We start from the raw sequence: 23,279 nt of genomic DNA on the forward strand, positions 1-23,279 counted from the left end.
TAGGATCGGGGCCGTGAATGACGCGCACGACTCCTACGACGACCTGCCCGAACAGATGCGGGTCCGGCGCCAGAAGCTGGACCGTCTCCGGGAGGAGGGCATCGACCCCTTCCCCGTGACCTTCCCGCGGACCACGTCGATCGGTGCCGTGCGCGACAAACACCAGGGCCTGGAGCCCGACACGAGCACCGGGGTCGACGTCTCGATCGCGGGCCGGGTGATGCTCTACCGCAGCGGCGGCAAGCTCTGCTTCGCCACGCTGCGCGACGAGACCGGGGACGTCCAGATCATGCTGTCGCTGGACCAGGTCGGCAAGGAGCGGCTGGACGCGTGGAAGGCCGACGTCGACCTGGGCGACCACGTGGGCGTCGAGGGCGAGGTCATCACCTCCCGCCGCGGTGAGCTCTCGGTCCTGGTCCGCTCCTGGACGCTGACCGCCAAGTGCCTGCGCCCCCTGCCGGAGAAGCACAAGGGGCTCACCGATCCCGAGGCCCGCGTGCGCCAGCGCTACGTCGACCTCATCGTCAACCCCGAGTCCCAGCAGATGGTGCGCCGCCGTTCGGCCGCCATCCGGGCGATCCGGGAGGGGCTCAGCACCCGGGAGTTCATCGAGGTCGAGACCCCGATGCTGATGCGCGTGCACGGCGGCGCCACGGCGCGTCCGTTCACCACGCACATCAACGCCTACGACATGGACCTGTACCTGCGCATCGCCCCGGAGCTGTCGCTCAAGCGGCTCGTGGTGGGCGGTCTGGAGAAGGTCTTCGAGATCAACCGGAACTTCCGGAACGAGGGCGCGGACTCCACGCACAACCCCGAGTTCACGATGCTGGAGTTCTACCAGGCCTACGCCGACTACAACGACATGGCGCGGATCACCCGGGAGATCATCCAGGACGCGGCGCGGGCGGTCTTCGGCTCGACCGTGGTCGAGCGCGACGGCCAGACCTTCGACCTGGGCGGGGAGTGGCCGCGCATCACCCTGTACGGGGCGGTCTCCGAGGCGCTCGGCACCGAGGTCACCCCGCGGACCCCGCTGGAGGACGTCCGGCGCCTGGCCGAGGCCGGGGGGGTGGAGTTCGACCACACGTGGGGCCAGGGCAAGCTCGTCGAGCACCTCTTCGAGGAACTGGTGGAGCACACGCTCGTCCAGCCGACGTTCGTGTGCGACTTCCCCGTCGAGACGAGCCCCCTGACGCGGCAGCACCGCGAGGACCCGCTGCTCACCGAGAAGTGGGACCTGATCGGCTTCGGTATGGAGCTGGGGACCGGCTACTCGGAGCTGGTGGACCCGGTCGAGCAGCGCCGCCGCCTGACCGAGCAGTCGCTCATGGCCGCCGAGGGCGACCCCGAGGCGATGCAGCTGGACGAGGACTTCCTGCGCGCCCTGGAGTACGGAATGCCGCCCACGGGCGGCGTCGGCGTCGGTATCGACCGGCTCCTGATGGCGTTCACCGGAAAGAACATCCGTGAGACCGTGCTCTTCCCGATCGTCAAGCCCTCCGGAGACTGAGTCCTTTTTCCGAACCGAATCCGGGCGACCGGCGGACCGAAATCGGGAACGGGGCTGCCGCGCTTCATCGCGGCGGCCCCGTTTTCGCCCTCGGAATGTGGCGTGCGCCACTGGACAGACCTCACTCTTGGGGCATATGGCGGCAAATCACAGTGAGAGCCGGGTGTCGTCGGCGACAGGTCGCAGTTTTTCCTTGGAACGCCGTTCCTCTGGGCGTCGACCGAGAGTGATCAAGGTTTACGCAGGTCAATCCAGTGGCGAATGCGCCCCACCCGTCACACTGTCACCGAACGGTGCCACAAGGCTACGCATGGTGATTTAACAGCCCTTGACGGTATCATCTCGGCCGCCTAGCGTGCTGAGGGCGGACCTTGGTCCGCGAGATTGCCGAAGTGGATCGAGTACGACCGTGAGCGAGGTGTGAGGGCCGACCCACGGCCCACCCATCCCGCACGCACGTGTGCCCTCGGCGTGGTCTGACCGTCCCAGACCACGGCGAACGGGCCCGCTGCGACCCGTGTCCCCCAACGCCCTCCACCCCTGTGCCAGAGGGGTCCTCTCGGAGGGCCGTCGGGCCCGCGGGGCTCGGTCACCCCCGAACACGCTCGATTCGCCCGGTGACGAGTTGATGTTCCGCACTCACATGGATGAGGGAGGACGGAGTGGAACAGGCCACACTCGTACGGCGTAGCGTTGAGGACCAGAGTGCTCTCCAGCCGCGGGAGCACCGGGAGAACGTGGTTCCCCTGCAGCCGCGTTCGCGTGACACGGCGCTGGGAGGCGCCTTCGCCCCGGTCGAACTGGCTCACGAGGACCTCGAGCTCCTCGCCGAGATCGCCACCGGCGTCACCACCGAGGTGGCGGCGCGGCGGCTCGAACTCAGCGCTCGCACCCTGCGCCGACGCATCCGCAACATCTGCGACGTGCTCGGCGTGAACACCCCCATCGAAGCGGTCGTCTGGGCCGCACGACGCCAGCTCATCTGAGGCTGGCTGTCCCGGCGCAGTGAGCCGGGAGAGACCACGGGCATACCCGGCCCAGCACGCACGGGTACGCGGCACCCGCCGGAGGAAGAGCGGTCCGGTAGGTGCGGGCGCGTACGTGGGCGTAGTCTGGTCCGGCTATGTCCGTTCGTCATGTCCGGGTCCGTCGCGCCAAGACGCGCGACGTGGTCCACATCCGCCGCCTGGTCGACACCTACACGGTCGACCGCCGCGTCCTCTCCAAGAGCACCGTCAACCTCTACGAGGACATCCAGGAATTCTGGGTGGCCGAGGTGGAGGTCGTCGAGGACGCTCCGCCCGCCACGGCGCCCTCCGGCTCCGTCGGGGCCGAGAGGGAGACCGAGTACCGCGTCGTGGGCTGCGGCGCCCTCCACGTCCTCTGGGAGGATCTCGCGGAGGTCCGCACCGTCGCGGTCGACCCCTCTCTGCGCGGGTTCGGAGTGGGACACCGCATCGTGACCGAACTGCTGGACGCGGCGCGGGAGTTGGACGTGCGGCGTGTGTTCTGTCTGACATTCGAGACCGGTTTCTTCGCCAAACACGGCTTTGCCCCGATCCAGGGCACCCCGGTCTCCTCCCGGGTCTACGAGGAACTCCTGCGTTCCTATGACGAGGGCGTCGCCGAATTCCTCGACCTCGAGAGGGTCAAACCCAACACTCTCGGGAACACGCGGATGCTCGTGCACCTGGGGACCGAGTCCCGAACCGCCCGTCGCTAAAGGCTTTCGGGCGCTCTTGGGACTGAGTGCCCGATTGGGTCCGCGCGGGCCGTGTCCGCGTGCGCCGTCCTGACCTCTCGCTTATGTCCACCGGGTGGTAAGAGAGGGGAAGACGGCGGGTAATGTGTAGCTGCGCTCGGCGACCCTCCCGCCGATCGAGTTCCCCCGGGACGGTTACGAAGGGTCGCGAATCGAGTTCACTCAGGGGGTGCCGCTGCCAACGGGACAGCGACGCCTTGGCCGGACATTGGTCACGATCCGGTTTGCCTGGGAGGGCTTCGGTACGTCCGGTGTCAAACCGGGGGCAAGCGATGTCTATGATGTCGGGTATGCGATTGCCCGGGTTCCCGGTGCTCATCCCCCAGGACTGGCCCGACGCTGAGTCGGGTATTTGCTGCGATAAGTAACAACCAGGAAGGGTGGACGGCTTCGATGGGTGACCTTTCGTCGGTGCTTCCCGCCGGGCTGGTCGACGTATTGTCCGCGCTCATCCCGCCGGTGGTTGTCGCGACCGTCTTCTGCGCCTTCGTCATCAAGCTGCTGCGCAGGGAGATGGCTCCGCGTCGGATGGACGGCAGCCTGGTCAGCGGTGACGCGGCCGGGGCCGCGGGGGCGGATGCCACCGCGACGGCCGTGACCGGTGCGGTCGATGATGCGTCGATTACCCGGGGTGGGGAACGCGCCGAATCCGACGGTCGTTGATACGGTACTTGACCAAGCCGAGCCCCGAGCGGCCCTGATCAGGGCACATCCGCGCGTGCCGGCCCGTCAGGGCCCCGCGCAGCTCCGGCGACCCCCGAAACCCCGGGTCGACTCCAGGCGATTACTGGCACGTCGGGAATTGTCTTCCGCGTTCGCGCGAGATAGCTTTATATTGCAGGTGCGAAGGCACTGCTCTTCTGAAAGGTTTGAATCCATGGCACAGAAGGTCCAGGTTTTCCTGGTCGACGACCTCGACGGCGGCGAGGCCGAGGAGACGGTGACGTTCGGTCTGGACGGCTCCGTGTACGAAATCGACCTCAGCGCGGGTAATGCCGCCAAGCTCCGCGACGCCCTTACGCCCTTCGTCGACGCCGCCCGCAAGGCGCCGGCCAAGGCGGCCGGTCGCGGCGGCGCCCGCCGGACCGGAACCCGGAATGCGCCCAGCCGCGAGCGCAGCGCCGAGATTCGCGCGTGGGCGAAGGCCGCTGGCAAGCCGGTCAATGAGCGCGGCCGTATCCCCGCGAAGATCGTCGCCGAATATGAGGCCGTCAAGGGCTAGGTTTGCCGCAGGCACCCGGGTTCGCCAAAATGTTGTCAGGTCTTGATCGATTCAGGACCGGCGCCCCGGGGCGCGTACCCGAACCCGACCATCCCCGGGCCCACGAGGGTCCGACGTGACACGGGATGAAGGGGATAGCACGGGCTCCTGGGCCCCGGGCGGCGTGGACTGGATCCACCGCCGCCACACCCGCGACACGGGCTGGTGAACAGACCGCTGCGGACCGCGTGACCCTCCGACCCGGCGAGAGCCGCGACGGCGGGGCGGTACGCCGCGGCCACGGTCCGCCACGGGTGACGGCCCCGCGGTCCCCGTTCTCGCGGAGGCCCCCGCATCGTCCGCCCCGCGGCCTGTCGGCCGCGGGGCCGGGGACGGCACGACGACCGCACCGCTCGCCCGCACCTTCGGGCCCGACGGGGAACACCCCACCCCGTCGCGCCGTTGGAGGAGGTACGGACCCGGACACGATCCGGCGCCGTCGTGCGAGTCCCGCTGCCGGTCGCACGGAAGACCCGCCCGCCACGGGGCCGGTCGCCGGTCGGCGCCGCCCGCCGAGGGCGGAGGGTCGGCGGACGCGAGCACCCGCGCGAGAATTCCGGCGGAGGCTTTCCCCTCGCACAGCGAGCGGCGAAGAACAACTCAACGATCGGTGTGTTCGCTAAGAGCCGATAATCGGGCTTACGCGCGTGCGGCCCGGGGACTCCCGTGATGGATGGGAGCCCCGGGCCGTTCGCCTTCGGCGTACACCGAAATCTGGCGCCCCAATTGGTAGTTGGATGTTGGGTGAACGCCCTATCGTCGGGGAAAGTCTCTGGCACGGACGGCTACGGCCGGCCGCGCGGAGACGTCCGACCGGTCGGCAGCCAGCCGTCTGGGACGGACGGGTGCGACAGTGCTCCCCGGGGCGGTTATCCCTGTGGGGCCGATATGCGGAAGAGTTGGGTCGGCGAGTACCGTCCCTGCCTGACCGCTCTGTAGAGGAGCGACGAGACATGTTCGAGAGGTTTACCGACCGCGCGCGGCGAGTGGTGGTTCTGGCCCAGGAAGAGGCCAGGATGCTCAACCACAACTACATCGGTACGGAGCACATCCTGCTCGGCCTCATCCACGAGGGTGAGGGTGTCGCCGCCAAGGCCCTGGAGAGTCTTGGCATCAGCCTCGAAGCGGTTCGGCAGCAGGTCGAGGAGATCATCGGTCAGGGCCAGCAGGCGCCCTCGGGGCACATCCCCTTCACCCCGCGCGCCAAGAAGGTCCTGGAGCTGTCACTGCGGGAGGCCCTTCAGCTCGGCCACAACTACATCGGCACCGAGCACATCCTCCTGGGTCTGATCCGCGAGGGCGAGGGCGTGGCCGCGCAGGTGCTGGTCAAGCTGGGCGCGGACCTGAACCGGGTCCGCCAGCAGGTCATCCAGCTGCTGCACGGATACCAGAGCGGCAAGGAGCCCCAGGCGACGGGCGCCTCCTCCGAGTCCGCGCCGTCCACGTCCCTGGTCCTGGACCAGTTCGGGCGGAACCTGACCCAGGCGGCACGCGAGAGCAAGCTCGACCCGGTCATCGGCCGGGACAAGGAGATCGAGCGCGTGATGCAGGTGCTCTCGCGCCGTACCAAGAACAACCCGGTCCTCATCGGCGAGCCCGGCGTCGGCAAGACGGCGGTCGTCGAGGGGCTGGCGCAGAAGATCGTCAAGGGGGAGATCCCCGAGACGCTCAAGGACAAGCAGCTGTACACCCTCGACCTGGGCGCCCTGGTCGCGGGCAGCCGCTACCGCGGTGACTTCGAGGAACGCCTGAAGAAGGTGCTCAAGGAGATCCGCACCCGCGGCGACATCATCCTGTTCATCGACGAGCTGCACACGCTGGTCGGCGCGGGTGCGGCGGAAGGCGCCATAGACGCCGCCTCGATCCTCAAGCCCATGCTGGCCCGCGGCGAGCTCCAGACCATCGGCGCGACCACGCTGGACGAGTACCGCAAGTACCTGGAGAAGGACGCCGCGCTGGAGCGCCGGTTCCAGCCGATCCAGGTGGACGAGCCGACCATCACGCACGCGATCGAGATCCTCAAGGGTCTGCGCGACCGCTACGAGGCGCACCACCGCGTGTCCATCACCGACAGCGCCCTGGTGGCCGCCGCCAACATGGCCGACCGGTACATCAGCGACAGGTTCCTGCCGGACAAGGCGATCGACCTCATCGACGAGGCGGGCTCGCGGATGCGCATCCGCCGGATGACCGCTCCGCCGGACCTGCGCGAGTTCGACGAGAAGATCGCCAAGGTCCGCCGGGACAAGGAGTCCGCGATCGACGCGCAGGACTTCGAGAAGGCGGCGTCGCTGCGTGATGACGAGAAGCAGCTGCTGAACAAGAAGGCGCAGCGGGAGAAGGAGTGGAAGGCCGGCGACATGGACGTCGTGGCCGAGGTCGACGAGGAGCTCATCGCCGAGGTCCTGGCCGCCTCCACCGGCATCCCGGTCTTCAAGCTGACCGAGGAGGAGTCCTCGCGTCTGCTGCGCATGGAGGACGAGCTGCACAAGCGGGTCATCGGCCAGGAGGACGCCATCAAGGCGCTCTCGCAGGCGATCCGCCGCACGCGCGCCGGTCTGAAGGACCCCAAGCGCCCCGGTGGCTCGTTCATCTTCGCCGGCCCGTCCGGTGTGGGTAAGACCGAGCTGTCCAAGACGCTGGCCGAGTTCCTGTTCGGGGACGAGGACGCGCTGATCCAGCTGGACATGTCCGAGTTCATGGAGAAGCACACCGTCTCGCGGCTGTTCGGCTCCCCGCCCGGATACGTCGGCTACGAGGAGGGCGGCCAGCTCACCGAGAAGGTGCGCCGCAAGCCGTTCTCGGTCGTGCTCTTCGACGAGATCGAGAAGGCCCACAACGACATCTTCAACTCGCTGTTGCAGGTGCTGGAGGAAGGCCGTCTCACCGACGCCCAGGGTCGCAACGTCGACTTCAAGAACACGGTCATCATCATGACCACCAACCTGGGTACGCGGGACATCTCCAAGGGCGTGGCGATGGGCTTCGCCAAGGAGGACGACGCCCAGACCAACTACGAGCGGATGAAGGGGAAGGTCAGCGAGGAGCTCAAGCAGAACTTCCGGCCGGAGTTCCTCAACCGCGTGGACGACGTCATCGTCTTCCACCAGCTGACGGAGAAGGAGATCTTCCAGATCGTGGATCTGATGATCTCCAGCCTGGACTCCCGGCTCAAGGAGCGGGACATGGGCATCGAGCTGCGTCCGGGCGCCAAGAAGGTGCTGGCGGAGCGAGGGTTCGACCCGGTCCTGGGCGCCCGGCCGCTGCGTCGCACGATCCAGCGCGAGATCGAGGACCAGCTCTCGGAGAAGATCCTGTTCGGCGACCTCAAGTCGGGTCAGATCGTGGTAATCGACGCCGAGGGCGAGGGGACCGAAGCCAAGTTCACCTTCAAGGGTGTGCCGAAGCCCGCCGCGGTGCCGGACACGCCCGAGGTGGAGAAGTCGACCGCCAAGAGCGAGTAGCGGGCACCGGTCGCGCACCGGTTCCGATCACGGGCGGGGGCGTCCCTTCGGGGGTGTCCCCGCCCGTGTGCGTGCGGTTCCGTGGCGCCCGTCCCGGGGTTGCCGCCCCCGCGCGGGGTGTGGTTAGGGTGTGCGCGTGACCCATCCACAGGATCCCCAGCGGCCCGGCGGCCCCGTCCCGCCCGGCCAGTTTCCGCCCCAGGGCCAGCAGGGCCCGCACGGTCAGCCGTACGCGCCTCAGGGACAGCCGCACACTGCCCAGGGCCCGTACGGACAATCCGGCCCGTACGGGCAGCCAGGCCAGTACGGTCCCGCGCCGGGCCAGCACCCCCGGCCCCAGGGGCCGAAGAAGGGCCGAGGTCTCGTCATCGGACTGGTGGCGGGCGCCGGAGCCCTGGTGGTCCTCCTGGCCGCCGGGACGGGCGCCGTCCTGTGGGCGGTGAACTCCGGTGACGATCCGTCGCCGGTCGGCGGACCGGCCGACCTGGGCGCGGTGGTCGAGTACCCGGGCCTGTCCGCCGACCACGTGGAGTCCACGGTCACCGTCGACTACGAGATGTTCCCGCCCGCTGGCGGCGAGCACTACAACACCTGGCAGAACTGCGGCGTCTACGCCGAGCCGGTCCGCAACGAGACGGCCGTGCACTCCCTGGAGCACGGTGCCGTATGGGTGACCTACGACCCCGCGGCCGTCGGCGGCGACGGCGCGGCCAGCCTGGAGAGCCACTACTCGACGGGCGACTACCTCCTCGTCAGCCCGGTGGAGGAGGGGATGCCCGCGCCGGTCGTGGCCTCCGCGTGGGGCGCCCAGATCCTCCTCGACGGCCCCGACGATCCGCGCCTGGCCGCCTTCATCCGCCAGTACGAGCAGAGCCCCGACGCGCCCGAGCCAGGCGCCCCGTGCAGTGGCGCCTACGACGGAACCGCCGAGGACTTCCCGCTCACGGCCGGGGAGGGCTCCGACGGCCTGGCGGAGACGGACTGACCGGCCGCGCCCCGTGCGCACGGGCTCAGCCCGGCAGCGCGTAGCGTCCGTCGTCGAGGGGGTCCACGAGGCCGTCCGCGACCAAGGCGTCGAGCGCGCGCTCGCGCTGGACGCCGTCGTCCCACACCGCGTCCAGGGCGTCCTTGGACACCGGGTCCGCGGAGTCGCGCAGCACGGCCAGCAGTCGGCCGCGCACCTGTCGGTCGGTGCCCGCGTAGGTCTGGCCCCGGCGCGGCGGGCCGTCGTGCGCGGGCTTGCCCGCCAGCCGCCAGGCGCACTGGCCGGCGATCGGGCAGTCGACGCACGCGGGGGTCCGCGCGGTGCACACGAGCGCGCCCAACTCCATCACGGCCACGCCCCAGCGGGCCGCCACGGAGGGAAGGTCCGGCAACAGCGACTCGGCGAGCGCGGTCTCCGCCTTCGTCTGGGATTTCGGCGGGTACTCGATCCCGGTTTCGGCCCGAGCGAGGACACGTCGAACGTTCGTGTCCAGAATGGCGTGCCGCTGACCGAAGGCGAAGCTGGCCACGGCCGCCGCGGTGTAGGCGCCGACGCCGGGCAGCGCGAGAAGGGTCGCGTGGTCGTCCGGCACCTGTCCCCGGTGCCGCTCGGTGATCGCCACCGCGCACGCGTGAAGGCGCAGCGCACGGCGGGGGTAGCCGAGGCGGTCCCACATGCGCACGGCCTCGCCGGAGGGCTCCCCGGCCAGGTCAGCGGGGGTGGGCCAGCGTTTCATCCACGCCTCCCAGGCGGGCAGCACACGCACGACGGGCGTCTGCTGGAGCATGATCTCGCTGACCAGGATCGACCAGGGGGTGGCGTCCGGGGCGCGCCAGGGAAGGTCGCGGGCGTTGGCCTCGTACCACGCCAGAACCGCTGTGCTGTAAGGGTTATCGCTCATCTTTTACGGGGTATCGGCGGGTTGGGTAGGTGAGTGGCACGCGAAACCGCAATACTACGGGCCATGGCGTCAAGTACCGGACATCCAGGAGCCGTCAGCCGCGAGACCTATTGGAAGCGGCGTGCACTCGTGTTGGCGGGGGCCCTGCTCGTGCTCACGCTGATCGCGTTCGCGTGCCGCCCCTCCGCGGAGGACGACTCCGATCCGGTCCGGTCGGAAGCGGGCGTGGCGGACGCCGACCCCTCTCCCAGTGTCCCACCCGAGACGCCGTCCCCGACCGCGAGCGGTGAGCCCGAGGACGGTGCGTCGGAAGGGGCCGAAGGGGACGCCGAGGGCGGCGAGGACGACCGCGACGCGGCCGAGAGCGGGGGCGGTGAGGCCGCGGGGGGATCCGGTGAGGACGCGGGCGCAGCCGCCGCGCCCGAGAGCCCGGAGGACGCCTGCCGCCCGCAGGACGTCGTCGTGACCTTCGAACTGGCCGACGAGGACCGCGAGGTCTACGGGAGCGGCGCCGAGCCGGAGTTCCGGGTCACCGTGGTGAACACCGCGAACCAGACCTGCACCGTGGACGTGGGCCCCGAGGCCATGGAGATCCGTATCCACTCCGGCGACGACCGCATCTTCTCCACGGGCGACTGTGTCGAGGGCGAGGCCGCCGACGAGCGCCAGCTCCGACGGGGAGTGCCCTTCGAGACCACGTTCGGTTGGGACCGGCAGAGGTCCTTCACCGACTGCCGCGACGCCACCTCGGCGCGCCCGGGCTGGTACCGCGCCCATCTGCGGGGCGACTACGCGGGCGACACCGGCGAGGTCGTGTTCCAGCTGCGTTAGAGCGACGTGGGGGCTCGACCGGGATCGTCCGGTCGGGCCCTTTTCCATGCCCGGAACCGGAGCGGCTCGCCGGGGGCACGCCACGCGCGGCGACGTACAGCACATTCTGTTATGACTCTGTTACTGTCTGTGACGTCAAGCGATTTCGCAGTCATCTGGAGTAGTCGTGAAGCTTGTCGGAACCGTCCTGTCGGGTATCGCCGTCTCCGTCTTCGCACTGTCGATGGCGGCTCCGGCGCAGGCGGCGGAGGAGGAGAGGCGGGACTTCTACCGCCTCTCGATCGAGAAGAAGCACTCGGGCAAGAAGGAGCACAAGTTCCTGTTCTGTGACCCGCCCGGTGGCAACCACCCGCACGCGGAGGAGGCCTGTGACCTCATCTACGCGTTCGGCTCCATCAAGAAGATCGACCTGGGCGACAGCGCCTGCCCGATGATCTGGGACCCGGTCGTCGCGCGCTCCGAGGGCTCTGAGCACTTCAAGAAGACGTTCCCGAACAAGTGCGTCCTGCTCGACGTCAAGGGCGAGGTCTTCGACTTCTCGAACGGTAAGAAGGACCGGGGAACCGCCGGCATGGTCGAGGGCGGCGGCATGATCGAGGGTCCCGGCATGACCACGGAGCGTGGGATGGGGGAGGCCGGTCACCCGAGCTTCCACGGCGGGCTGCACGGCCACCACGGTCTCCACGGTCACCAGGACGACTTCGCGGACTCGAAGAAGCCGAAGAAGCCCAAGAAGCCGAAGCACCACGACGACGACGGCTACTACTACGACAACGGGCACAACGGCCACAACGGGCACGGCCACAACGGTCACAACGGGCACAACGGGCACGGTGACCACGACGACGACTACAAGGACCCGAAGAAGCCGCGTGACCACAAGGATCTCAACGGATTCTGGTAACCCGTAGGTCGCCACGTTCCGTCCGGTGCGGACGGGGCCCCGGCCGGTCGTCGCGCCACACGGTGCGGGCCGGCCGGGGCCGGCGCACTCCGCCCCATTCGGGGTAGGGGTGTCCCAAGGGACTGGTGTGACGGCACGGCGGCCCGCCGCGTGCCGGACGCCCGGCCGACTGGAGGCCACCATGAGACTCGTCGCGATCACCCGGGCCGCCTTCGTCGCCGCCGCGGCCGTCCTCGCCACCGCCGCGCCCGCCGTTCCGGCGCCGCCCGTCGTTCCCAGCGCGCCCGCCGATCCCGCGAGCCCGACCGAGTCCCGCGCGTGGGAGGCCGGGGGCCGGGCCGTCTACCGGCTGATCGTGGTCGACGGCGTGGGGTTCGGGAACGAGTCGGTGCGCGAGGCCTCGCTCCTGTGCTCCTCCTACGGCAGCGGCGGCACCCACCCGCGTGCCGCCGAGGCCTGTTCCGCCATCGCCCGCGCGGGTTCGATCGCGGCCGTTCCGGCGGACCCCGCCGCCGTCTGCACACTGGAGTACCGCCCGGTGGCCGCGACCGCCCTGGGCGCCGAGGCCTTCCAGAAGACCTACGGCAACGGCTGCCTGCTGCGGGCGGCCAAACGCGCGGTGTTCGACTTCTAGGCGGTGCCCGTTCCGGCCCCCGGCGCCGGTCAGCTCCCGCGCTTGGAGCGCCGCGCCACCCAGGCCAGCGCCTCGCTGAGCTCCTCCACCTCGTGCGTGCGGATGCCGGGCACGGGGTCCCCGCTGTGCTTGGGCACGACCGCCTCCGTGAACCCCAGGCGCTGCGCCTCGGCGATCCTGCGCTGGACGCCGTTCACGGCGCGGATGTCGCCCGCCAGTCCCACCTCGCCGATCGCGATGAACCCGCGCGGCAGGGCCACGTCGTTGTTGGAACTGCCCGCCGCCATCGCCAGGGCCAGGTCCACCGCGGGCTCGCCCAGCCGTACACCGCCCACCGTGGACGCGTACACGTCCATGTTGGCCAGGCGCATGCCCGTGCGCTTCTCCAGGACCGCCAGGATCATGTTCACCCGTGACGTGTCCAGACCGGACGTGGCCCTGCGCGGCGCGGGCAGCGGGGTGGGCGCGACCAGCGCCTGCACCTCCGTGATGAGCGGGCGCCGCCCCTCCAGGGTGACCGTCACGCACGTTCCGGGAACCGGGTCGGTGCGCTCGGTGAGGAAGAGGCCGCTGGGGTCGGGGAGGCCCACGATGCCGGACTCGGTCAGCTCGAAGCACCCGATCTCGTCGGTGGGGCCGTAACGGTTCTTGACCGCGCGCAGCAGCCGCAGCTGGGAGTGGCGCTCGCCCTCGAAGTGCAGCACGACGTCCACCAGGTGCTCCAGCAGGCGGGGTCCGGCGATGGAGCCGTCCTTGGTGACGTGGCCGACCAGCACGGTGGCGATCCCGCGCTCCTTGGCGATCTGGATCAGCGCGCCGGTGACCTGGCGGACCTGGGTGACGCCGCCGGGCACCCCCGCCACGTCGGGGGAGACCATGGTCTGCACCGAGTCCACGATGAGCAGCCGGGGTGCGACCTCCTCGACATGGCTGACCAGGGAGGCGATCGAGGTCTCCGCGGCCAGGTACAGCTTGTCGGACAGCGCGCCGAGCCGCTCGGCGCGCAGCCGCACCTGGCCGGCGGACTCCTCCCCGGTCACGTACAGCACGGGGCCCTGGGCGGCCCGCATCGCGGCGACCTCCAGCAGCAGCGTCGACTTGCCCACGCCCGGCTCGCCCGCGAGCAGGACGACCCCGCCGGGGACGGCGCCGCCGCCGAGGACCCGGTCGAGCTCGTCGACCCCGGTCGGCACGGCCTCGGCGGTCTCGACGCTGATCTCGGTGATCGGCCGGGCCCGGGAGGTCACGGGCGCGGGAGCGACCGCGGTCGGCGCGGGGGCCCCGGCCTCCTCGACCGTGCCCCAGGCGTGGCACTCACCGCACCGGCCCACCCACTTGAGGGTGCTCCACCCGCACTCGGTGCACCGGAACGTCGTCTTCGCTGCTTTGGCCATGTCCGTCACGCTAACGCCTCCCGGGGACACGCCTGACGGGACAGTTCTCCGGTACGTCGGGACACATGAAAGTTACCTACGAGTTAGTCAACGTCGTTCGTAGGTCGTGTTACAGAATGCGTAGGGTCCGACACCTCCGAACCCCCCGCTCCTGGAGAGGAACCCCCGCGTGCCCCGCACCGACGCCAGCACGACCGTGTCCGCTTCCCGGCTCCGCGACCTCCGACGAACCCCCCTCCTCGCCCTTCCGCTCGCCGCCGCCCTGTGCCTGGCCGCGGCGGCGCCCGCCTCCGCCGCGACCGAAGAGGCCGCCTCCTTCGGCCACTACGTCGCCCTCGGGGACTCGTTCACCTCGGGGCCGCTCATCCCCCCGTACGCCCCGGGCTCCGACCCGCGCTGCCTCCGCTCGTCCAGCAACTACGCCCGACTCGCGGCCGACGCGTTGGGCGTCGCCGAGTTCACCGACGTCAGTTGCTCCGGCGCGGTCATCCGGGACCTGCGCGAGCCCCAGCACACCGACCTGACCGATGTCCCGCCGCAGTTCGACGCGCTCACGCCCGAGACCGACCTGGTGACGGTGGGGATCGGCGGCAACGACCTGGGATTCACCGACATCCTCATGGAGTGCGCCAAACGGAGCCTGCGCAACCCCTTCGGGAGCCCGTGCGCCGACCACTACGGCGACGAACTCGACCAGCGGGTCGAGGACCTGCGCGACGACGTGTCGGGCGTCTACGCCGAGATCGCCGACCGCAGCCCGGAGGCGACCGTCGTCGGCGTCGGGTACCTCCAGATCCTGCCCGAGAACAGGGGCTGCTGGCCCGCGACGCCCATCGCCCGGGGCGACGTGGCCTACCTGGACGGCGTCCAGACCTCCCTCAACCAGATGATCGCGGAGGAGTCGCGGGCCGCGGGCGCGGTCTTCGTCGACGTCCTCGAACGCGGCCACGACGTCTGCCAGTCCTCGTCCCGGCGCTGGGTCGAGGGGCTGGTTCCGGAGAACACCGCGGCCCCCGTGCACCCGAACGAGGCGGGCATGGCGGCCGTCTCCGAGCGGCTCCTGGCCGGAGTGGGCGTCCAGCCCTGATCTCTGTCACTGAACGTGTCAGGAGTGATGGAGGTTTCGCACTCAGTGACTGAAATGCGCAGTTTGCGTGCGAGATTTTACCGTCATCGCACGGGGAATTGATCACAGAGGGTGATTCGCTCCCGTACGAAAGCGACGAAGGGTGATCCGTTGGGATGGAACGCCCCGGGGCCGACCCGGCACGGGGCACGCACATCCGAACGGGGAACCTCATGACCCACTCCCGACACCACGAGCAAATCCCGGCCTGTCGTCCGGTCCACCCCGGGCGGCAGGCCGTATCCGTGCGGACCGTCGCGCGGGCGCTCTGCGTCACCGCCGCGACCGTGTCCCTGATCGCCGCGGCGCTCGCCCCGGCGCCGGCCCCCGCCCACGCGGCTCCGGCGCCCGCCGGAGGGACCGCCGCCGACCGGGTCCACCAGGCACTTCCCTGGTCGGCCGTGGAGTCGGCGATCCGCGCCGCGGAGTCGAAGAAGGGCGCGCCCTACGTGTGGGGCGGGACCGGGCCGAACGGCTTCGACTGCTCCGGCCTCGTCCAGTGGTCCTTCCGCCAGGCGGGCGTCGCACTGCCCCGCGTCGCCCACGACCAGGCGGCGGCCGGATTCCGCATCCCCTACTCCCACGCCCGGCGCGGCGACCTCGTCTACTGGGCCAACACCGGCGGCTACGTCTACCACGTCGGCATCTACCTCGGCGGCGGGCGCATGATCGACGCGCCGAAGAGGGGCGACCACGTGCGCGAGCGCGACGTGATGGCCGGGGCGAGGGCCGTACGGCTCTGACCCCGTCGGCGGCCCGTCCGCCGCCCGCCAGTCCTGATCGACCCGGACCCGGCACCCGTGTCCCTGGTGCCTCCCCCTCCCTTCCTAGTACTCCTTCCACCACAGGTTGACCGCGTAGTCCACGGTCAGTCCCGGGTGGGACCCGATGATCCGCGCGGCCAGAGCGGCGGGGAACTCGATCCGCACGACCGCCTCGAAGTCGCTCCGGTCGGTGAACCGCCAGCGCGTTGTGAGGGCCTCGCGGTGGAACCCGTGCGCCGTCCAGAACCGCTCGACCGCGCCCGGGTCGTAGCCCGGCAGCGAACGTCGGAACCACGCGCCGAACGTGGACCGGGTGGCGTCGTTGTCGATGACGAACGCGACCCCGCCGCGCCGCATGACCCGCGCCAGCTCGGCCAGGCCGGGCTCGCACCCGGGGCCGAAGAAGTACGCCCACCGGGCGTGCGCGACCTCGACCGAGGCGTCGGGCACCGGCAGGTCCTGGGCCGTCCCGTCCAGCACCCGGACGTGGTCCAGCCCCCGGACGCGCGCCCGGGCCGTCTCCGCCAGGGCGGGGTGCGGCTCCACCCCGGTGACCCGACGCGCCCGCGCCGCGAAGCCGGGCAGGTGGTAGCCGGTACCGCAGCCGACGTCCAAGACGAGGGCGTCGTCGATCGGCCGCACGCGGTCCATGGCGGCAGCGAGCACCCCGTCGGGGTCGACGGCGTCGTTCTCCAGTTCGTAGGTTCGCGGATGCTTCCAGATGTTCGGACTGGGGATGGCGTCCCTGGGAATCCTGGGGCTCCGGGAGATCATTCCCGCAGCCTACGGTGACCGGTGCGGCGCCGCCGCCGTCCCCGGCTCCGGACGCGGCACGCCGCGTTCACCGGAGCGGAACCCGCGGGAGGGGGCGGAGCGCATAGTCTGGGTCTCGTGAGCCCTATCCAGGTCCCAGACGCGCCCGTCGTCCTCTCGTCGGCGTCGGTCTACCCGGAGAAGACCCCGGCCGCCTTCGAGATCGCCGCGAAGCTGGGGTACGACGGCGTGGAGGTGCTCGTCTCCTCCGACCCCGCCAGCCAGGACATCGACCTGCTGCGGCGCCTCTCGGACTACCACCAGATGCCCGTCACCGCCGTCCACTCCCCCTGCCTGGTCCTCACCCAGCGGGTGTGGGGCCGCGACCCGTGGGGCAAACTCGTCCGGTCCAAGGAGATGGCCGAGGCCCTGGGCGCGAAGACCATCGTCGTGCACCCGGCCTTCCGGTGGCAGCGCGACTACGCCCGTGAGTTCGAGACCGGCGTCGCGCGCATGCAGGACGAGACCGACGTCGTCTTCGCCGTGGAGAACATGTACCCGGTGCGCGTGCGCGACCGCGAGGTCGTCCCCTACGCGCCGAGCTGGAACCCGCTGGACCGGGACTACCCCGACGTCACGCTCGACCTGTCGCACACCGCCATGTCCGGCTCCGACGCGATGGACATGGCCAAGCGGCTCGGCGACCGCCTCTCGCACGTCCACGTCGCCGACGGCTTCGGCGGCCAGAACCTCGACGAGCACCTCATCCCCGGCCGGGGCCGCCAGCCCGTCGGCGAACTCCTGGAGCACCTGGCGGCCGACGGCTACGAGGGCCAGCTCGTTCTGGAGGTGAGCACCCGCAAGTCGCCCGACCGGACCTCCCGCATGCGCGAACTGGCCGAGGCGCTCGCCTTCACGCGTCTGCACTTCGCCAGGCCCACCGCCGACGCCGGCGCCCAGCCGCACGACCGCCGTGAGCGCATCGCCCTGCTGCGCCGCAGGCCGCCCGCGCCGCCCCGCCACTTCTCCGTCGACCCGCAGGGGACCGTCGACGACCAGGACGGCGACCCGGGCACGGAGGGCCCCGAGCGCCACTGAACGTCCACGGTGTGAGACGTCGCGTCCACACCGGAGTTCCCGTGCCGTTAGCGTGGAGGGGACCCGCGGAGAGGAACCTTCATGATCGCGATCATCGGTGCAGGCAAGATGGGCGAGGCGCTCCTCGCCGGGATGCTGGCCAGGGGCCACGCGCCGGAGGACGTCCTGGTCACGGAGCCGCGGGTGGAGCACGCGGACGAGCTCCGCCAGCGGTACGGGGTCGAGGTGGTGCCCGCCGAGGAGGCCGCCAAGCGGGCCGACACGCTGCTGTTGGCGCTCAAGCCGCAGGACATGGTGGCACTGCTGGACGACCTGTCCGCCCACCTGGCCGCGGACCGCCTCGTCATCTCGGTGGCCGCCGGTCTCACCACGTCCGTGATGGAGAGCCACCTGCCGGTCGGGGTGCCCGTGGTGCGGGCGATGCCCAACACCCCGGCGCTCATGGGGCGCGGCATGACCGCCGTCTCGGGCGGGGCCAACACCGAGCCCGAGCACCTGGACCGCGCCGAGGAGCTGCTGGGCGCCGTCGGTGAGGTGATCAGGGTGGGCGAGCAGCACATGGACACGGTGACCGCGATCTCCGGAAGCGGGCCGGCCTACTTCTACTTCATCGCCGAGACGATGGTCGAGGCGGGTGTGGCGATGGGCATGCCGCGCGCCACGGCGCAGAAGCTGGTCGAGCAGACCATGACCGGCGCCGCCGCCATGCTCACGGACTCCGGAGAGCACCCCGTGGTGCTGCGGGAGGCCGTGACCTCGCCGGGCGGGACCACCGCCGCCGCCCTGCGCGAGCTGGAACGCCACGGTGTGCGGACCGCCTTCACCGACGCCATCGAGGCCGCCCGCGACCGCAGCCAGGCGCTGTCCGGGAGCTGATCCGGGCCCGGACGGGCCCGGGGGAGCGGGGACGGGGATTGGCCGGGATCGGCCGCTGACCACGGGGTAGGACGTACTCAGACACGGATAGTGTGCGAGGAAGGGGACATCGCTCCCCATCTCGGTCCCGTGTGCGCGGGACGTCCCATCCCCTCCCGACCCCAGGGCCCCCATGAGTTCACCACCCCCGTTCGACCCTTCCCAGCAGCCCCCGGGCCAGCCCCAGCCCGGTCAGCCCCAGCCCGGTCAGCCCCCGCAGCGGCCGCACTCGGGACCGCAGCAGCCGCAGCCGGGGCCCCAGCAACCCCCGCAACAGCAGCCCTCCGGCCCGCAGCAGCCGCAGCCGGGCCCCCAACAGCCCCCGCGACAGCCGTCCCACGCTCCGCACCAGCCTCCGTCCGGGCCACAGCGGCCGCCCGGCGGCGCTCCCCCGCCTCCTCCCGGTGGGCCGCCCTCCGGACCCCAGTTCAGCTCGCCGCCCCCCGGCGCCTTCGGCGCGGCCATGGGCGTGCCCCCCGGCGGGATGCCCCCCGGAGGGATGCCTCCCGGGCAGTTCGGGCCCCCGCCGCCCCCGCCGCCCCGGCCGCCGCGGCTCGGTCTCCTCTCCTCGCCCTCCGGTGTCCGCGCCGCGCTGCTCAACCTCTCCGGGCTGGGCGCCGGGTACGTCTTCCTGCGCCAGTGGCTGTTCTTCGGGATCGCGCTGGCCGTCACCGCGGGCCTGCTCGTCGGCGCCGCGTTCCACGGGGCCGCGGACCACCTGCTGATCTGGGTGCCCGTCCTCCTGGTGTGGTTCCTCGCCGCGGCCACGCACGGTCTGTTCGCCGGCCGTGCCCGAGACGAGCGCACCGCGGCCGCCGGGGGACAGCCCGCGAAGAAGCTCGCGCCCGTGCTCACGGCCGCCGCCCTGGCGGTCGCCGTCCTGGCGGGCCTGGCCGGGGTGTGGCAGGCGGGCGAGTGGCGACTGCGCGTCGCCGACGCCACGCACGCGCGCGGTGACTGCGACGCGGCCACCAACGCCTACGCGCGGATCGAGGGCGGTTTCCAGCTGTCGATGTCGCCGTCCCTGATGGACCGGGCGCGTGGCGGCGTCGACGCCTGCCGCCTGCTCACCGAGGCCCAGGACCAGGTGTCCGACGAGGAGTACGACGCGGCGCTGGACACCTACAGCGACTACTTCGCCCACCCGGCCTCCCGCTGGGAGGACACCGACGGCGAGGTGGCCGACACCTACCTCTCCTACGCGGGGAGCATCGCGAACGAGACCTCGGAGGCCTACACCGGAGAGGTGACCGACGAGATCCGCGACGGATTCCAGCGGGCGCACGAGATCTACAGCGTCATCCCCGGCGACTACGAGGGAACCGAGGCCGCGGGGCAGGTGCCCGACGCCATGGTGGAGCTGTACGACCTCGGCACGTCCGACTACGCGGCGGAGCGCTGGTGCGCGGCCTTCCGGCAGATCGAGGTCTTCGCCGACCTCGACTGGTCCGCGGCCCCCGCGGTCACCGAGCGGATCGACGCCGAGGCCCCCGAGGCGGCCCGCCAGTGCGGCTGGGCCGAGGTCGACGGAGGGTCGGCCGCCACCGCGGAGGAGATGACCGACTTCCTCGCCGCGCAGTACCCGGACCACGAGGCCGACGACGTCGAGGACCTGGTCCGTTTCGTGGGAGCCGCGCGCGTCGAGGAGGAGATGGACATCCTCACCGTCTACGGGGACTCCGACTTCGACGCGCGGCCCACCGGCAGCGCGGACGGCGACCAGGTGGTCATGGAGATCACCAACGACAGCCCCTACGACATGAGGTTCCTCTACACGGGGCCGGACGGCGCCCACGACGACGTCGTCACGCCCGGGTGCGAGGACTGCGGCGAGTACACCTCGCCGCCGTCGGGCAACTCGTGCTTCGATCGCGGCGGCGAGGTCATGCGCGTCGAGCTCGATCCGGGGGAGTACCGGATGCTGCTCGTCTCCGACACGGGCCGGTCCATTCCCCTGCACGGCACGCTGGACCTCAGCGGCGGCGACCGGTACGAGAGCTGCTTCTACGTGACGCGCGAGGAGTGAGGCGCCGGCGGCCCGGTCGGACCCGGTGTCCGGCCGGGCCGCTCCACGCGCGGGCCGATTGGTCCAGACCTACCCCGCGGTTCAGCCGACCGACCCCGGTGCGTACTGTGTGCAGTGGAGCACGCGCACCTGGAACGGGGGTCACGGCATGGGAGGGCGCACGTCCTGTTCGCTTCGGCTGGCGTGGGACGACGGACTCACCGCCTACGACTTCGGGCCGCAGCACCCGCTGGCGCCGGTCCGCGTCGAGCTGACGATGGCGCTCAGCCGTGAGCTGGGGGTCCTGGACGCCCCCGGGGTCAGCCTCCTGGACGTGGAACCCGCCTCCGACGAGCTGCTGTCCCTGGTGCACGACCCCGCCTACATCCAGGCGGTGAAGCGGGCCGGGAAGACGCTGGAGGCCGACGACGCCCACATGCTCGGCACCGCCGACAACCCCGTCTTCCCGGACATGCACGACGCGGCAGCGCTCATCTCCGGGGCGTCGGTCGCCGCCGCCAGGGCCGTGTGGAGCGGCGAGACCGCGCACGCCGCCAACATCGCGGGCGGTCTGCACCACGCCATGCGCGGGCACGCCTGGGGCTTCTGCGTCTACAACGACCCGGCCCTGGCCATCGCGTGGATGCTGGAGCAGGGCGCCAAGCGGATCGCGTACGTGGACGTCGACGTGCACCACGGCGACGGGGTGCAGCGCGCCTTCTACGACGATCCCCGCGTGCTCACGATCAGCCTCCACGAGTCGCCGACCACGCTCTTCCCCGGCACGGGCCAGGCCTTCGAGACGGGCGGCCCGGGCGCCGAGGGGTACGCGGTCAACGTCGCCCTCCCGGCGGGGACCGGGGACTCCGGATGGCACCGGGCCTTCGACGCGGTCGTGCCGCCGCTGCTGCACGAGTTCCAGCCCGAGATCCTCGTCACCCAGCAGGGGTGCGACACCCACGCCCTGGACCCGCTCGCCAACCTCACCCTGAGCCTCGACGGACAGCGCCGCGCCTACACCGAGCTGCACAAACTCGCGCAGAAGACGGCGGGCGGCCGGTGGCTGCTCTTCGGCGGCGGCGGATACGGACTGGTGCACGTCGTTCCGCGGGCCTGGACCCACCTGTTGGCCGAGGCCGCCGGTGCGCCGGTCGACCCCGACGCCGAGACCCCGCAGGCGTGGCGCGACTTCGTGCGGCGGCGCACGGGCGAACAGGCCCCGCTCTACATGACCGACGGGCGCGAGGTGGATTTCGCCCGGTTCGAGGAGGGGTACGACCCCGGAGACCCGGTGGACCGGGCGATCCACGCGACCCGTACCGCGGTTTTCCCCAGCCACGGAATCGACCCCAGCCTCTGACGGCACCCTTCGGGAGTTTCCGCGCGAGTCCGTACGTGTGTGCGCACACGGCCGAAATCGGCAGGATTGGGCGTGGCGTACGTCCAGTGGGTAGGAAGAGGTTGAATACCGGGCGAACAGGAGCGGGCGTCGTGGTGGCCGCACAGCGTGGCGCACGCTCGCTGCGCATTCGAGGAAGGGGAACGCTGGTGACGCCGCCGACACGCGCTGAACTCATCACGTATCTGGTCCGTAAGGGGATCGCGGGACATGTCGACACCCCTCGCCAGAACAATCTTCGGCACTACCAGCGGCTCGTGGACGGCGACCCCTACCACCAGTTCGGTCTGACCTTCTCCCACGACTGGACGTTTCCCGAGGTGCTCGCGCTCATGAGCAAGCGCTGCGGCGTGGTCGCCGACGAGCAGTACACCTGGGGCATCGACACCATCGACCCCGACCTGACGGTCGACGCCCTGGAGGGGGTCGCCGACCGACTCGCCCTGGCGGCGGAGCGGCGCGAGTCGGTCATGTTCGCCACCGGACACCCCGTCAAACTCCGGGCGATGTACGCCGCGTGGAAGGGCGCCCTCGCCGCTCGGGGATGCCGCGTCGTGACCGCGGCCGAGGGATACAGCTACGAGGTGCCCGCGGAACGCCCTCCGAGCCGCCGAACCGTGGTCTGGAGGGACGATGTCGCCATCGTAACGGACGGCCATCACCCCCGTCACAGCCACCACCCCTTCGCCATGCGCGCCATCCTCGGCGACCTCTCGAACCGCGGTGAGGAGTGGCCGCAGTTGGTCATCGCCGATCACGGATTCGCGGGTGCGGCGGGTGAGGCCGGGGTGCCCGCGATGGGCTTCGCCGACAGTAACGACCCCGCCCTGTTCCTCGCCGAACACGAGGGAAAACTACTGGTCACCGTGCCTTTGGACGACGGATATCCGCCCGAGGACTACGCGCCCCTGCGTGATTACGTCCTCGCTCGGGCGGGACTTGTGTGATCAGGGTCGACCATTTATACCCACCGCTAAACCTCTTTGGGCGGCTCGGAGAGGGGGTGCGCAGAAGAGGGGACCAACGCCCTTTCGCTCAGGCGAACTCCGTCCTACTCTGAAAACGGACGTGTCAGTAGTGACGGTATGACACACCGGCGTGGCGGTGGGACGGGCGCATACCGGGGTCGCCCCTCCGTGGGCTTCCACGCCGGGCCGAACGGTAGCCAATGCTCACGTCCGGGAATGAGGGCGTCGGAAGATGAACGGGAGCAAGCCGCCTCTCGACGAGGTCAGGTTTTTGACCGTGGCGGAAGTCGCCACGATCATGCGCGTGTCCAAGATGACCGTTTACCGAATGGTGCACTCGGGGGTTCTCCCCGCGATTCGCGTGGGACGTTCCTACCGGGTCCCCGAGCGCGCCGTGCACGACTATCTCCGCGAGGCCTTCGTCGAGGCCGGCTGACGAGCGGAGCGGCCGACCGGGGCGGGGCCGAGTGCCCGGCCCCCGGTCTGCTGACCATCCCGGGGGCGGGTGTGTCCTCCACCACCGCCCCCCTCGGGATCCCCCTTCCCCCTGCGCTGGGCGAACGCTGGTTCCGCCGGGCCGCCGAGGTGGGGTGCCGGGCAGC

22 protein-coding genes are annotated in these 23,279 nt (G+C 70.8%); 18 read left to right on the forward strand and 4 right to left on the reverse strand.

The window, feature by feature from the left end; all coding sequences use genetic code 11:
* Nucleotides 1–13: 13 nt before the first annotated feature.
* The 7 genes from lysX (at nt 14) to ACIBFB_RS23695 (ending at nt 8,985) form a co-directional block, all read left to right on the forward strand.
* Nucleotides 14–1,513, forward strand: coding sequence for a bifunctional lysylphosphatidylglycerol synthetase/lysine--tRNA ligase LysX (lysX, locus tag ACIBFB_RS23665; RefSeq protein WP_397233648.1), 1,500 nt, complete (start codon nt 14–16; stop codon nt 1,511–1,513).
* Nucleotides 1,514–2,175: 662 nt separating this feature from the next.
* Nucleotides 2,176–2,499 (forward strand): LuxR family transcriptional regulator, encoded by a 324-nt coding sequence (locus tag ACIBFB_RS23670; protein WP_397233650.1) that lies wholly within the window; start codon nt 2,176–2,178, stop codon nt 2,497–2,499.
* A 137-nt stretch (nt 2,500–2,636) separates the two neighbouring features.
* Nucleotides 2,637–3,236: an amino-acid N-acetyltransferase gene (locus tag ACIBFB_RS23675; RefSeq protein WP_397233652.1), complete on the forward strand. Its 600-nt coding sequence runs from the start codon at nt 2,637–2,639 to the stop codon at nt 3,234–3,236.
* A gap of 432 nt (nt 3,237–3,668) precedes the next feature.
* On the forward strand, nt 3,669–3,938 hold the full coding sequence (locus ACIBFB_RS23680; RefSeq protein WP_397233654.1) for a hypothetical protein: 270 nt from the start codon (nt 3,669–3,671) through the stop codon (nt 3,936–3,938).
* A gap of 214 nt (nt 3,939–4,152) precedes the next feature.
* Nucleotides 4,153–4,497 (forward strand): Lsr2 family protein, encoded by a 345-nt coding sequence (locus ACIBFB_RS23685; RefSeq protein WP_397233656.1) that lies wholly within the window; start codon nt 4,153–4,155, stop codon nt 4,495–4,497.
* Nucleotides 4,498–5,489: 992 nt separating this feature from the next.
* A complete protein-coding gene (locus ACIBFB_RS23690; protein ID WP_397233658.1) occupies nt 5,490–8,000 on the forward strand; it encodes an ATP-dependent Clp protease ATP-binding subunit in 2,511 nt (836 codons plus the stop codon).
* A gap of 136 nt (nt 8,001–8,136) precedes the next feature.
* The gene (locus ACIBFB_RS23695; RefSeq protein WP_397233660.1) at nt 8,137–8,985 is read left to right on the forward strand and encodes a DUF3105 domain-containing protein; all 849 of its coding nucleotides are present in this window, start codon (nt 8,137–8,139) and stop codon (nt 8,983–8,985) included.
* A gap of 25 nt (nt 8,986–9,010) precedes the next feature.
* On the opposite strand, the gene ACIBFB_RS23700 is transcribed toward ACIBFB_RS23695, so the two are convergent.
* Complete coding sequence (locus ACIBFB_RS23700) at nt 9,011–9,886, reverse strand: A/G-specific adenine glycosylase (RefSeq protein ID WP_397233662.1); 876 nt, start codon at nt 9,884–9,886, stop codon at nt 9,011–9,013.
* 63 nt (nt 9,887–9,949) lie between these two features.
* Between ACIBFB_RS23700 and ACIBFB_RS23705 the strand changes: the two genes are divergently transcribed.
* From ACIBFB_RS23705 to ACIBFB_RS23715, 3 genes are all read left to right on the forward strand, one after another.
* Nucleotides 9,950–10,717: a hypothetical protein gene (locus tag ACIBFB_RS23705; RefSeq protein ID WP_397233664.1), complete on the forward strand. Its 768-nt coding sequence runs from the start codon at nt 9,950–9,952 to the stop codon at nt 10,715–10,717.
* A 166-nt stretch (nt 10,718–10,883) separates the two neighbouring features.
* Nucleotides 10,884–11,621, forward strand: a complete 738-nt coding sequence (locus tag ACIBFB_RS23710; RefSeq protein ID WP_397233666.1) for an SSI family serine proteinase inhibitor — start codon at nt 10,884–10,886, stop codon at nt 11,619–11,621.
* Between the two features lie 181 nt (nt 11,622–11,802).
* Nucleotides 11,803–12,255 (forward strand): SSI family serine proteinase inhibitor, encoded by a 453-nt coding sequence (locus ACIBFB_RS23715; RefSeq protein ID WP_397233668.1) that lies wholly within the window; start codon nt 11,803–11,805, stop codon nt 12,253–12,255.
* A gap of 29 nt (nt 12,256–12,284) precedes the next feature.
* Here the strand turns inward: ACIBFB_RS23715 and radA are convergent, their stop codons facing one another.
* On the reverse strand, nt 12,285–13,649 hold the full coding sequence (gene radA, locus ACIBFB_RS23720; protein ID WP_397233670.1) for a DNA repair protein RadA: 1,365 nt from the start codon (nt 13,647–13,649) through the stop codon (nt 12,285–12,287).
* A 169-nt stretch (nt 13,650–13,818) separates the two neighbouring features.
* Between radA and ACIBFB_RS23725 the strand changes: the two genes are divergently transcribed.
* Together ACIBFB_RS23725 and ACIBFB_RS23730 are read left to right on the forward strand one after the other, a co-directional pair.
* Entirely contained in the window at nt 13,819–14,736 is a 918-nt protein-coding gene (locus ACIBFB_RS23725) for an SGNH/GDSL hydrolase family protein (protein WP_397233672.1), read from the forward strand.
* Nucleotides 14,737–14,948: 212 nt separating this feature from the next.
* The gene (locus ACIBFB_RS23730) at nt 14,949–15,518 is read left to right on the forward strand and encodes a C40 family peptidase (protein ID WP_397233674.1); all 570 of its coding nucleotides are present in this window, start codon (nt 14,949–14,951) and stop codon (nt 15,516–15,518) included.
* An 84-nt stretch (nt 15,519–15,602) separates the two neighbouring features.
* Here ACIBFB_RS23730 and ACIBFB_RS23735 read toward each other — a convergent pair whose 3' ends face one another.
* Nucleotides 15,603–16,313: a class I SAM-dependent methyltransferase gene (locus ACIBFB_RS23735; protein ID WP_397233676.1), complete on the reverse strand. Its 711-nt coding sequence runs from the start codon at nt 16,311–16,313 to the stop codon at nt 15,603–15,605.
* A gap of 117 nt (nt 16,314–16,430) precedes the next feature.
* Here ACIBFB_RS23735 and ACIBFB_RS23740 point away from each other — a divergent pair, with 117 nt between their 5' ends.
* The gene (locus ACIBFB_RS23740; protein WP_397233678.1) at nt 16,431–17,390 is read left to right on the forward strand and encodes a sugar phosphate isomerase/epimerase family protein; all 960 of its coding nucleotides are present in this window, start codon (nt 16,431–16,433) and stop codon (nt 17,388–17,390) included.
* A gap of 81 nt (nt 17,391–17,471) precedes the next feature.
* A complete protein-coding gene (gene proC / locus ACIBFB_RS23745; RefSeq protein ID WP_397233680.1) occupies nt 17,472–18,266 on the forward strand; it encodes a pyrroline-5-carboxylate reductase in 795 nt (264 codons plus the stop codon).
* 178 nt (nt 18,267–18,444) lie between these two features.
* On the opposite strand, the gene ACIBFB_RS23750 is transcribed toward proC, so the two are convergent.
* Nucleotides 18,445–18,654: a hypothetical protein gene (locus ACIBFB_RS23750; RefSeq protein WP_397233682.1), complete on the reverse strand. Its 210-nt coding sequence runs from the start codon at nt 18,652–18,654 to the stop codon at nt 18,445–18,447.
* A 150-nt stretch (nt 18,655–18,804) separates the two neighbouring features.
* Between ACIBFB_RS23750 and ACIBFB_RS23755 the strand changes: the two genes are divergently transcribed.
* The 4 genes from ACIBFB_RS23755 (at nt 18,805) to ACIBFB_RS23770 (ending at nt 23,113) form a co-directional block, all read left to right on the forward strand.
* Nucleotides 18,805–20,331 (forward strand): DUF1109 domain-containing protein, encoded by a 1,527-nt coding sequence (locus tag ACIBFB_RS23755; protein WP_397233684.1) that lies wholly within the window; start codon nt 18,805–18,807, stop codon nt 20,329–20,331.
* 178 nt (nt 20,332–20,509) lie between these two features.
* Nucleotides 20,510–21,670, forward strand: a complete 1,161-nt coding sequence (locus ACIBFB_RS23760; RefSeq protein ID WP_397233841.1) for an acetoin utilization protein AcuC — start codon at nt 20,510–20,512, stop codon at nt 21,668–21,670.
* 188 nt (nt 21,671–21,858) lie between these two features.
* A complete protein-coding gene (locus tag ACIBFB_RS23765; RefSeq protein ID WP_397233686.1) occupies nt 21,859–22,656 on the forward strand; it encodes a phosphatase in 798 nt (265 codons plus the stop codon).
* 253 nt (nt 22,657–22,909) lie between these two features.
* Nucleotides 22,910–23,113: a helix-turn-helix domain-containing protein gene (locus tag ACIBFB_RS23770; protein ID WP_017601078.1), complete on the forward strand. Its 204-nt coding sequence runs from the start codon at nt 22,910–22,912 to the stop codon at nt 23,111–23,113.
* Nucleotides 23,114–23,279 lie beyond the last annotated feature (166 nt).

The organism is Nocardiopsis sp. NPDC050513 (genome assembly GCF_044457925.1).
Taxonomy (GTDB): Bacteria; Actinomycetota; Actinomycetes; order Streptosporangiales; family Streptosporangiaceae; genus Nocardiopsis.